An 11,532-nucleotide genomic window follows, 5' to 3' on the forward strand; every position below is an offset into this window, starting at 1 on the left:
CAATGCGATCAAGCCAGATACTGGACTTCGACGATTTCGAACACCCGCTTGCCACCCGGTGCGGCCACGGTCACTTCATCCCCGGTGGATTTGCCGATCAAGGCTCGGGCAATCGGTGAATGCACGGAGATTAAATTGATTTTGATGTCGGCTTCATCGTCGCCCACGATCTTGTAGGTGATTTCTTCTTCGGTCTCGACATCGAGCACCGTCACGGTCGCGCCAAAAATCACCTTATCCGACGGCGGCAACCGCGTGACATCGATGATATGGGCGTGCGACAGCTTGGCTTCGATTTCCTTGATCCGGCCTTCAATGAAGCCTTGTTCCTCGCGCGCCGCGTGGTATTCGGCGTTTTCTTTCAAATCTCCCAAATCCCGCGCTTCGGCAATCGCTTGAATGATGCGCGGCCGCTCCACACTGCGCAGGTGTTTGAGTTCCTCTTCCAGCTTGGCGGCACCGGCCGCCGTCATCGGGGTTTGTTGCATCACAGCACACACTCTTGATGAAGATCCTGCAAACGGCTGACCGTGATCGGCCGCTTCAGATAAGCCAAGGCCAGCGCCAACGCCTCGGCACCCGCCATGGTCGTGAAATAGGGCACCCGCTGGTTCAGCGCTTCGCGCCGGATATGGAACGAATCATGACGCGATTGCAGGCTGCTGGTCGTGGTATTGATGATCAAGGCAATTTCTTTGTTTTTGATCATATCCACAATATTGGGACGACCTTCGGTCACCTTATTGACCGCCTGCACACTCAAACCCATCTCAGCGAGATACCGCGCGGTGCCGCGCGTGGCGCACAGGGTAAAGCCCTGCTCCGCCAGCGCGCGCGCCACGGCCGTCACCGCGACATAGTCGTGTTTTCGCACCGAAATAAACGCCAGCCCACTCAGGGGGAGCGAGTTACCGGCACCGGCCTGCGCCTTAGCGAATGCCTCGCCAAACTCCCGCGCAATCCCCATCACTTCCCCGGTCGATTTCATCTCCGGCCCGAGCAATGGATCAACCCCGGCAAACTTGATGAACGGGAAGACGGCTTCTTTGACCGCATAGTAGGGCGGCACGCACTCGCGGGTGAATTTTTGCTGCGCCAGACTGACGCCCGCCATCACGCGGGCGGCAATTTTTGCCAGCGGCACCCCCACGGCCTTCGAGACAAACGGCACCGTGCGCGATGCCCGCGGGTTGACCTCGATGATGTAAATATCGTTGCCTTGAATCGCCACCTGAGTATTCATCAAACCGACGACATTCAAAGCCTTGGCCATTGCCGTGACCTGGGCGCGCACCGCATCGAGCACGGGTGCCGCCACCGTATAGGGCGGCAGAGAGCAGGCAGAATCGCCGGAGTGAATCCCGGCCATTTCGATGTGCTCCATCAATCCGCCGATCACCACCGTTTCGCCATCACTGACGGCATCGATGTCCATTTCCACCGCATCATCGAGAAAGCGATCCAGCAAAACCGGGGAATCGTTCGACACCTGCACCGCCTCGCGCATGTAGCGCTTCAGGCTGTCTTCGTTGTGCACGATCTCCATGGCGCGACCACCGAGCACATACGACGGGCGCACCACCAGGGGATAACCAATCTGCGCGGCCAGGTGAATCGCCTCATCGGTCGAGCGCGCCGTGGCATTGGGCGGCTGCTTGAGCCCCAGCTCCTGAATCATTTTCTGGAAGCGTTCGCGGTCTTCCGCCCGATCGATGGCGTCGGGCGTGGTGCCGATGATCGGCGCCCCCGCCTTGGCCAGATCGCGCGCCAGCTTCAGCGGCGTTTGGCCACCAAATTGCACGATCACGCCTTTGGGTTGCTCGACCTCGATGATTTCCAACACATCTTCCAGCGTGAGCGGCTCGAAATACAGCCGGTCGGAAATGTCGTAATCCGTTGAAACGGTCTCGGGATTGCAGTTGACCATGATGGTTTCATAGCCATCTTCCCGCAAGGCCAGCGCCGCGTGGACGCAGCAGTAATCGAATTCGATGCCCTGCCCGATCCGGTTGGGGCCACCCCCGAGGATCATCACCTTATCGCGGGTGCTGGGCTCCGCCTCACAGAAAGTCTCGTAGGTGGAATACAGATAGGCCGTATCGGTCGGAAACTCGGCAGCGCAGGTATCGACCCGCTTGAATACCGGCCGCACGCCCATGGTTTGCCGATGCGCCCGCACCGTGCTCTCGGTTTCATCCAGCAGCTTCGCCAGACGGCGGTCGGAAAAACCCATCCGCTTGATCCGCCAGAGTGTGTCCCGATCCAGGCTCGCCAACGCTTGGCCACGCAAGGACTGCTCCTGCTGAACAATCTGCTGGATTTGAATCAGAAACCAGCGGTCAATCCGGGAATGTTCATACACCTCGTCCAGCGTGAAACCGTAACGGAAGGCTTCGGCCACATACCACAGCCGGTCATGGCGCGGCTCGCGCAACTGGCGGATGATCTCATCCTCCGCATCCTCGGCATCGAGTGAGCGATCGAGCAGCTCGTCGAAGCCATCCACTCCAATTTCCAGGCCACGCAGCGCTTTTTGCAGGGATTCCTGAAAATTACGCCCAATGGCCATCACCTCACCCACGGATTTCATCTGGGTGGTCAGGCGGCTATCGGCCTGCGGGAATTTTTCGAAAGTGAACCGTGGCACCTTGGTGACCACATAATCGATGGTCGGCTCGAAGGAGGCCGGGGTCGCCCCCTGGGTGATGTCGTTTCTCAGCTCATCGAGGGTGTAGCCGACCGCCAGCTTGGCCGCGACCTTGGCAATCGGGAATCCGGTGGCTTTGGACGCCAGCGCCGAAGAACGCGAGACCCGGGGATTCATCTCGATCACGATCATGTGGCCATTGGCCGGATTGACCGCGAACTGCACATTCGAGCCGCCGGTTTCCACCCCGATTTTGCGCAGCACCGCGAGGCTCGCGTTGCGCATGATCTGGTATTCCTTATCCGTCAGGGTTTGCGCGGGCGCCACGGTGATCGAGTCCCCGGTATGCACGCCCATCGGGTCGAAGTTTTCGATGGAACAGATGATGATGCAGTTATCGTTCCGATCCCGCACCACCTCCATTTCATACTCTTTCCAGCCGAGCACCGACTGTTCGATCAGCAATTCACTCGTGGGCGACAAATCCAGCCCACGGCGCACGATATCTTCAAATTCTTCATGATTGTAGGCAATGCCGCCCCCCGATCCCCCCATGGTGAACGAGGGTCGGATGATGACCGGGTAGCCCAGCGCGGGTTGCGCCGCCAGCGCCTCTTCGAGCGAGTGCACCACCGAGGACGCCGGGGTGGACAGACCGATTTCGGTCATCGCTTCACGAAAGCGTTCCCGGTCTTCAGCCATATCGATGGCGTCTTCCGAGGCACCAATCAACTGACAGCCAAATTTTTCCAGAACCCCATGCCGAGCCAGATCGAGCGCACAATTGAGCGCGGTTTGTCCGCCCATGGTGGGCAACAGCGCGTCCGGCCGCTCTTTTTCGATGATCGCCGCCACGGTTTCCCAGTTGATCGGCTCAACATAAGTCGCATCGGCCATCTCCGGATCGGTCATGATGGTTGCCGGGTTGGAGTTGATCAGGATGACCCGATACCCCTCCTCTTTCAGCGCCTTGCACGCCTGGGCGCCGGAATAATCGAACTCGCAGGCCTGGCCGATGACGATCGGGCCGGCGCCAATGATGAGAATGCTGTGCAGATCGGTGCGTTTTGGCATGGCGGATTCACAGAAAAAACGCGACGGGGGCAACGGCTCCCGGTCGCTGAAAATCAGGCTAGGCGGGCGTCGATGCTCGCCACAAACTGGTCAAACAACAGCCCCAGATCATGCGGCCCTGGGCTCGCTTCGGGGTGACCCTGAAAGCTGAACGCCGGGCGATCCGTTCGCGCAATCCCTTGCAAACTGCCATCAAACAGGGAGCGGTGCGTCGCCCGCAGCGTCGGCGGCAGCGAAGCCTCATCGACGGCAAACCCATGGTTCTGGCTGGAAATCATCACCCGACCCGTATCGATCTCCTGCACCGGGTGATTGGCGCCGTGATGGCCGAATTTCATCTTGATGGTTTTGGCACCGCTCGCCAGTGCCAATAACTGATGGCCGAGGCAAATCCCGAACACCGGGATGTCCGTCGCCAGCACGGCGCGAATCGCCTCGATCGCATAATGGCAGGCGGCGGGATCGCCGGGGCCGTTACCCAACAGAATCCCGTCGGGTTTGAGCGCCAGAGCTTGCTCGGCGGGGGTATGCGCCGGCAGCATCGTGACGCGGCAGCCACGATCGACCAACATCCGCAGAATGTTGTGCTTCATGCCGTAATCCCAGGTCACCACATGCCGGGTCAAGGCGGGACGCGGGCGCGGATGCGTCGGATCGAGATCCCAGGTACCTTTTTGCCAGTCGATCACCCGATCGGTCGTCACCTCGGGCACCAGATCCTGCCCGTTCATGCTGGGGCAGGCGCGCGCAGCGGCAATGGCCGCCTCGGCATCCAGCCGTTCACCGGCCTGGATGCAACCGTTCTGCGCCCCTTTGTCGCGCAGCAGGCGCGTCAGCGCGCGGGTATCGATATCACCAATCGCCACGAGTTGATGACGGCGGCAATAATCGCCCAAGGATTCCTCAGCCCGCCAGTTGCTCACCAGGGCGGAGACATCGCGAATCACCAGGCCAGCCGCATGCACCGCCAGAGATTCCGCGTCATCGGCATTCACACCCACATTTCCGATATGGGGATAAGTCAGGGTCACGATCTGGCGACGGTAGGACGGATCCGTGAGGATTTCCTGATAACCGGTCATCGCCGTGTTGAATACCACCTCGCCCACTGTCGTCCCATGCGCACCGATCGCTGTTCCGTAAAACAGACTCCCGTCGGCTAAAGCCAAAAGCGCCGTATGTTTCAAGCGGACCCCCACATTCAGAAACTGATCAAAATGGCCACAGACATTCGCTGCGAACGCTTCCGTCACGGCAGCCTGGCACAGCAGAGCACCGCGCCGAGCTGTCGCGGCGCTGCCTTCTGCACAAAATTATGGCGGGATTATGCCCGACCAGCCCCCCTTTTGTCACTTCAGCGACACGAGACACGAGGAAAGCCGCCCCGCCGCAACCCGGAAACCGGCTGGCATTTTTGATGCGCCGCCCGGCGGTTTGGCTCTATCAAGCGGTCATTATTCGACGGCCGTCATTTAAGCCCCAGCACATCCTGCATGTCATACAGACCGGGGGGTTGCTGCGCGAGCCAAAGCGCGGCGCGCACCGCGCCCTGGGCGAAGGTCATCCGGCTGGATGCCTTATGGGTTAATTCAATCCGTTCACCGATTCCGGCAAACAGCACGGTGTGATCCCCCACCACATCGCCGCCCCGCACCGTGGCAAAGCCGATGGTGTTCGGATCGCGCGCGCCGGTGTGGCCTTCCCGGCCATACACCGCGACCGAGGCCAGATCGCGGCCATAGGCTTCTGCGACCGCCTCGCCCAAACGCAAAGCCGTCCCCGATGGCGCATCCACTTTATGTCGATGATGCGCCTCGATAATCTCGATATCGTAGCCCTCCCCCAGCAAGCGCGCGGTTTGCTTGAGCACCTCGATCAACACATTCACGCCAATACTCATATTCGGCGCGAATACGATCGGGATATCCTTGGCGGCATCCCTCAGTTGCGCCTTTTGCGCAGGATTGAAGCCCGTCGTGCCGATCACCATGCCGCGCCCCGCCGATCGGCAAACCGCAAGATGCGCCAACGACGATTCAATCGTGGTGAAATCGATCAAAACCTCGAACTGCGTTGCCACAGCCGCCAGATCCGCACTTAAGGCACAGCCTTGCGGCCGAATCCCGGAGATCAGCCCGGCATCCTGCCCAATCAACGGGCTACCGCTGCGAACCGTCGCCGCGCCCAACACGGCCTCAGGGGCATTGGCCACCGCCTCGATCAACACCTTGCCCATCCGGCCGCTGGCACCGGCCACCGCTATCGCCACCGTCATATTGACCCCATTTCGAATTACCGTTTGGCTGAAGCGGGCATCATAAGGGAAAAACCCCCTCGCCAAAGCACGCCAGACGCGCCGCACCATAGGCGGCCGCCTGTTGCTCTGCGGCGAACACCGGAACCCCCAGTGCACGGGCACGCAGCCGGGTGTAACTCGAATTGGCGGCACCGCCGCCTGTGCTATAGACCGCCCTGACCGGCGGGGCGCCCAATTCCGCCAGACGCCGGTAGCCCGCCGCCTCGATCCGTGCCAAGCCTTCCAGCAAACCGTGAAGAAACCGCAGGGGATCATCCGGTTGCGGGGTCAAAACCGGCCGCTTGTGCGGGTCTGCTTCCGGGAAGCGTTCACCGATTTTTGGCAGGGGGTAGTATGCCAAGCCGCTCGATTGACTCGGATCGATTTGCGCCGAAAGCTGCGCCAGCGCCGCGTCGGTAAAAAACTGCCGCAGCACCGCACCGCCCGCATTCGATGCGCCCCCGGCCAGCCAATACCGCCCGAACCAGTGGCTATAAACACCGTAGCGCGCTGAATCGACCCGGCGAGGGGATACCAGTTTGACCGCCAGCGTACTGCCGAGCGCGCTGACCGCCTCACCCGGTGCCGCGACGCCTGTGGCGAGAAAGGCGGCGATGCTGTCCGTCGTCCCCGCGCGCACCAGCGCCGAGGTCAGCCCCAGTTGTTTGCCCAGCAGGCCGCGCGCCGAGGCGAGGGCGGCACCGGGCAACACGACCTCGGGCAAGGTTTCCGGCGGCAGAACGCGGTCGATCCAGTTTGGCCAGCCATCGGCCGGATCGAACCCCAGTTTCAGTGCATTGTGCCGATCCGAAAACCCAACCCGCCCCGTCAACAACGCGGCCAGCCAGTCTGCCTGATGCTGCAGGATCGCCCCGCGCGGCATATGCCCCTGCGCGTGCAGCCAGCGGGCTTTGGCCAGTGCCGAAGTCGGCATGACCACGGGATGATCGGCACCGGCGACCGCTGCAATCTCGCGGGATTCGTCCACGGCGCGGGCATCGTCATACATCAACGCGGGCGTGAGCGGTCGGGCATCCGCCGCCGCGCAGGCCAGAATCGTCCCCGAGGTGCCATCGATGGCCAAGGCCGCAATCCGCGAACGCAAGGCGGACGGAATCTGCTCGATCAGCGTCACCAAGGCGGCCTGCCAGACACGCGCCCGATCGTTGTCGTCCAACGCGCCGAAAGGCACTTGCTCGATCCTGTCGATCTCGCCGCCCCCTGCGATCAGGCAGGCGCGCGCGCCCGAAGTCCCAAAATCCAAACCCAAATACAAGGGCACAGCCATCTTTTTGCCTCAAAACTATCCACCCAGCGCCGATTTCAATACCATACGCCCCCCGTCATGCCCCGCCAATTTTGGAACCTGCCATGCGTCGCGCGAAACTGCCTGCTGGAGAATTTACCGCCACCATCGAATCCCTGACGCTGGAAGGGCGCGGCGTGACGCATCTGGATGGCAAGGCCACCTTCATCGATCGGGCGCTCCCGGGAGAAACGGTACGATTCGTTTATACCGCACGCAAAAAACAATTTGACGAGGGCGATACCGTCGCGATTGAACAGCCCTCACCGAACCGCGTGGTGCCGGGCTGCCCGCATTTCGAGCAGTGCGGCGCCTGCACCATGCAGCATCTGGCGGCCGAACAGCAAATCCTCTTCAAACAGCAATCACTGCTCGATCAACTCGAACGGATTGGCAAGGTTCGACCCGAAACGGTGCTGCCCCCCTTGACCGATGCGGTCTGGGGCTATCGGCGCCGCGCCCGGCTCGGCGTGCGCTTCGTCGAAAAAAAACAGCGCCTGCTGATTGGCTTTCGTGAACGCCACAGTCATTTTCTGGCCGATCTCTCCCGCTGCGTGGTGCTCGATCCCCGGATTGGCGAACGCCTGACCGAACTCGCCGAAGCGCTGAATACGCTCGACATCAAACGGCAAATTCCGCAGATCGAAGTCTCGTGCAGCGATGATCGGGTTGCGCTGGTCATCCGCCATCTCGCGCCCCTCGAAGCCGACGACCGCGCGCGACTGCGCCAGATCGGGCAAACCTTCGGTTACGACCTGTATCTCCAATCCGGCGGTCCCGCGACGGTCACCCCCCTCGCGCCCGACGAGATTGCGCCGCTGATCGATCATCACCCCGCCTTCGATGTCTCCATCGGCTTCGCCCCGCTCGATTTCACCCAGGTGCATGCCGGCATCAACCGCAAAATGGTCGCGCAAGCGATAGAACTGCTGGGCGTGACGGCCAAAGATCGCGTGCTGGATTTATTTGCCGGACTCGGCAATTTCACCCTACCCCTCGCGCGGCGGGCGGCCAAGGTCACCGCCGTCGAGCTTGAGTCGGCCATGGTCGCGCGCGCCGCCGCCGCTGCCGAAGCGAATGGACTGAGCAATACCGCGCATGTGGTGGGGGATCTCTTCACCCCCGATGCCGGGCAAAGCTGGCTCAATCAACCCTATGATCTCGTGCTGCTCGACCCGCCCCGGGCGGGTGCCGAGGCCATGATCCCTCACCTTGCCCGGCTCAAACCGCGCCGTATCGTCTATGTCTCCTGCCACCCCGGCACGCTGGCACGCGATGCCCAGGCGCTGGTGCATGAACACGGCTACCGGCTCACCGCCGCTGGCGTGATGAACATGTTCCCGCATACCGCGCACATCGAATCGATGGCGGTGTTCGAACCGGCGGCGTAAACGCCCCGAGGTGCCGACCACCCGGCGTTTAACGCACGGGAGGGCGCCCCGCACGAACAGGAAGGGGCACGGCAATCACTACCGCCGAGCGGGAATCCCCCCGGCGGCAGCCACAATACCGGCGATTCCGGCAAGCGGCAGAGTTCGGTGCTGCAGGTCTGGAGTTTCACCCGTACCCGCGTCGCCTGCGGTGTCGCGGCCATGAATTTCAGCCCGATCCGCACATCACCGGTGTATAAATTCAGCGGTGTCTGGGCAAATGCCAGCATTTTCCGCACCCCTGCCGGATAATCTATCGCTGTCGAATCGGCTGGGGGCAAGACTTGTACCGTCGTCGGCACCAAGGGCGCCTCGGCGCGGGCGGGTTCAGCCCCAGAGCCAGCCGCAGACGCTGGCTCATGCGCATTGCTGTGCCAACCCGGCGCAAAATGCAGTGCGACCTCAGCCCGTTCGGTGCCCGTCCGGATCAGCCGCAGGCGCACCGCGCCCTCGGCCAGATAACGCAGCGAATCCACCGCACCCTCTCGATCATCGCCAACGGCATCCAGAAAATCCACGGCTTCATCCGGAGCCTGAACGATCAAGCCAGAGAATCCCGCCTGGATTTGTTCGATGACCGACGCCGCCTCTGGCACATTCATCCGTTCTGCCAAGGCCGACCATAACCGCAAGGCACTAACATTCCCCGCCGGTTCCTGACCATCGGCAAAGGGGCGAAGCGACAAATGGAAGCGCCCGGCACCCCCCGCATTCACGGGCTGGTCGAAATAGCCCCCGCCCGGCGCGGCAAAGCCCTTCTGAATGGACTCAGCTTCGGCCAAGGCACGCTCCAGCCAGACGCGCTCACCGGTCGCGTCATATAACGCGATCCAGGCCAGACCGAGGTTGGCGCGATCAGACAAATTCGCCGCCTCACTGGCTTGCCCTTGGTTGAACGCATGCGCCCATTGCCCATCGGGCAAGCGCAGGTGCTGGTCGATAAACTGCGCCGTATTGCGCGCAACTTCAAGGTAACGCGGTTCATTCAATTGCCGCCCCGCCGTGGCCAGTGCCTGAATCAGCAGCGCATTCCAACCGAGGATACGGTTGGTATCGCGAGCGGGCGCGGGGCGCTGCGTGCGTGCCTGTTGGAGCTTGTGCCGAATGTCATGGATTTGCGCCTGCAACGCCGACAGCGATTCATGCCGCGCCTGGGCTAAACGCAGCTGCTGATTGGGCGAGAGGGCACGGGGAAGCGGCGCGCCCTCCGTCGGCGAAAGCTGCCAATACTGGCGCGCCAGTTCCCGTTCCGACGGCGAGAGCGCGGCGGCCAGTTGCGCATCCGACCAGAGATAAAACGCGCCTTCCTCCGGCATCACCCCCGGACGATGACTAGGGCGGCTTTCCGCACTGATCGCCGCAGCGAACCCCTGCGCCTTGCCCACCGCCAGCGCCTGGCAGACGAAATCAAGCGTGTCGCGCGCAATCTCCGCGTAGTGGGGATCACCCAACACCAGAGCAGCGCGCAGATAAACCAGACTCAATAGCGCCTGATCATAGGCCATCTTTTCAAAATGCGGCGATTGCCAATCCGGCGTCGTGCTATAGCGGAAAAAGCCCCCGCCGATCTGATCGTACAAGCCCCCGTCCGCCATCGCATCCAGCGTCCGGGTCAACAGTGCCCGCAAGGCATTTTTCTGATCTTCCGGCAGGTTCGCGCGCGCATATTGATCCAGCAAAAAATTCAGCCGGGCAGCATCCGGGAATTTTGCCCCGTCGCCAAAACCTCCGGCCAAGGGATCCATCTGCTGCATCAGTTGCCGCGTTGCCTGCGCGAAGACGGCGTCATCCAACACGGTGGCGGCGGCGCGTTGATCGAGTGCGCGTTGCAGCCTTTGCGTGAGTTGCTCGGCCTGGGCGGTAACCGCCGCAGGCGCTTGCCACGCCTGCTGTGCCGACCGGAGCGTGTCTAATAACTCGGCTTTCGGTTGATAAAGATGTGCCGCGAATGGCCGACCATCCGGCAACGCCAGAATGTTGGCAGGCCAACCGCTGCGACCTTGATTCAGCATCGCCACAACCAATTGGTACCGATCATCCAACGCGGGCTGCTGCTGACGATCCACCTTGATGGCGATGAAATGCTCGTTCAAAAACCGCGCGACGGTCGGTGACTCAAAACTCTCGCGCGCCATGACATGGCACCAATGGCAACTGGCATAACCCACGGAAATGAAAAGCAATTTGTGCTCGGCTTTCGCGGCAGCCAGCGCCTCGGCATCGTAGGGATACCAATTGATCGGGTTATGGGCATGCTGGCGCAGATAAGGCGACGGACTCAACGCCAGACGGTTGGTAAACCAGGGCAACTGCTGCGCATTCAGCCAACGGGTATGCCAGTCGGGCTGCCGTGCGGCTTCGGCTTGCACCAGCGCGTGTAACTGGCTTTGCAGCGCCGGAGGCAACACCGGCCAGGCAACGGCAGGGGGCGTGGCCGACAGCTTGACTGAAGCCATCGGTGTTGCCATGGGTTGCTCGCGCGCCAGCGCCAGATCGAACAGACCAAGCCCGATCGACACGATCAGCGCGCTGACCCAGGCTCTGTTCATCGCAGCCCGTCGAGGGGCTGTTCCATCACTCATCGCAGCCTGTCCTCAGATGATTGCTTGCACGGGCGCAATATACCCTTGGGCAACTCGAAACATTAACAAATGTTAATTTTTCAGAACCACATGATAAATATCAACAAGTTAATAAATAATTCTCTCGCTCTGCACGCGCCAGTGTCACGCACCCGTCAAGGAAGAGTCACTTTTAATTCACGAATGACACATAGATT

7 protein-coding genes are annotated in these 11,532 nt (G+C 61.4%); 1 reads left to right on the forward strand and 6 read right to left on the reverse strand.

The genetic code is table 11. The features are described 5' to 3' along the window. Positions 1-8 precede the first annotated feature (8 nt). The 5 genes from greA to VOI35_RS06465 form a co-directional block, all read right to left on the reverse strand. On the reverse strand, positions 9-488 hold the full coding sequence (greA, locus tag VOI35_RS06445) for a transcription elongation factor GreA (protein WP_407276807.1): 480 nt from the start codon (positions 486-488) through the stop codon (positions 9-11). Then, positions 488-3,721, reverse strand: coding sequence for a carbamoyl-phosphate synthase large subunit (gene carB / locus VOI35_RS06450; protein ID WP_407275248.1), 3,234 nt, complete (start codon positions 3,719-3,721; stop codon positions 488-490). Before carB ends, greA begins: the two co-directional genes overlap by 1 nt. A 53-nt stretch (positions 3,722-3,774) precedes the next feature. Next, a complete protein-coding gene (gene carA / locus VOI35_RS06455; RefSeq protein ID WP_407275249.1) occupies positions 3,775-4,908 on the reverse strand; it encodes a glutamine-hydrolyzing carbamoyl-phosphate synthase small subunit in 1,134 nt (377 codons plus the stop codon). A 281-nt stretch (positions 4,909-5,189) separates the two neighbouring features. Beyond that, positions 5,190-5,996 (reverse strand): 4-hydroxy-tetrahydrodipicolinate reductase, encoded by an 807-nt coding sequence (gene dapB, locus VOI35_RS06460; RefSeq protein WP_407275250.1) that lies wholly within the window; start codon positions 5,994-5,996, stop codon positions 5,190-5,192. Positions 5,997-6,036: 40 nt separating this feature from the next. After that, on the reverse strand, positions 6,037-7,305 hold the full coding sequence (locus tag VOI35_RS06465) for an FGGY-family carbohydrate kinase (protein ID WP_407275251.1): 1,269 nt from the start codon (positions 7,303-7,305) through the stop codon (positions 6,037-6,039). 83 nt (positions 7,306-7,388) lie between these two features. Here VOI35_RS06465 and rlmD point away from each other — a divergent pair, with 83 nt between their 5' ends. After that, positions 7,389-8,714, forward strand: coding sequence for a 23S rRNA (uracil(1939)-C(5))-methyltransferase RlmD (rlmD, locus tag VOI35_RS06470; protein ID WP_407275252.1), 1,326 nt, complete (start codon positions 7,389-7,391; stop codon positions 8,712-8,714). Here rlmD and VOI35_RS06475 read toward each other — a convergent pair. Continuing rightward, positions 8,627-11,302 carry a thioredoxin domain-containing protein gene (locus tag VOI35_RS06475; protein WP_407275253.1) on the reverse strand — a complete coding sequence of 892 codons (2,676 nt, stop codon included), beginning with the start codon at positions 11,300-11,302 and terminating at the stop codon, positions 8,627-8,629. The two genes, rlmD and VOI35_RS06475, sit on opposite strands and share 88 nt — an antisense overlap. Positions 11,303-11,532: the final 230 nt, after the last annotated feature.

The sequence above is a fragment of the Halothiobacillus sp. DCM-1 genome (assembly GCF_045689735.1).
In the GTDB taxonomy this organism is placed as follows: Bacteria; Pseudomonadota; Gammaproteobacteria; order Halothiobacillales; family Halothiobacillaceae; genus Halothiobacillus.

Bases quoted from the DNA above. Each gene is read 5' to 3' on its own strand.
- VOI35_RS06475 (WP_407275253.1), bottom strand. From the start codon at position 11,302: ATGAACAGAGCCTGGGTCAGCGCGCTGATCGTGTCGATCGGGCTTGGT.
- carB (WP_407275248.1), bottom strand. From the start codon at position 3,721: ATGCCAAAACGCACCGATCTGCACAGCATTCTCATCATTGGCGCCGGC.
- greA (WP_407276807.1), bottom strand. From the start codon at position 488: ATGCAACAAACCCCGATGACGGCGGCCGGTGCCGCCAAGCTGGAAGAG.
- dapB (WP_407275250.1), bottom strand. From the start codon at position 5,996: ATGACGGTGGCGATAGCGGTGGCCGGTGCCAGCGGCCGGATGGGCAAG.
- rlmD (WP_407275252.1), top strand. From the start codon at position 7,389: ATGCGTCGCGCGAAACTGCCTGCTGGAGAATTTACCGCCACCATCGAA.
- VOI35_RS06465 (WP_407275251.1), bottom strand. From the start codon at position 7,305: ATGGCTGTGCCCTTGTATTTGGGTTTGGATTTTGGGACTTCGGGCGCG.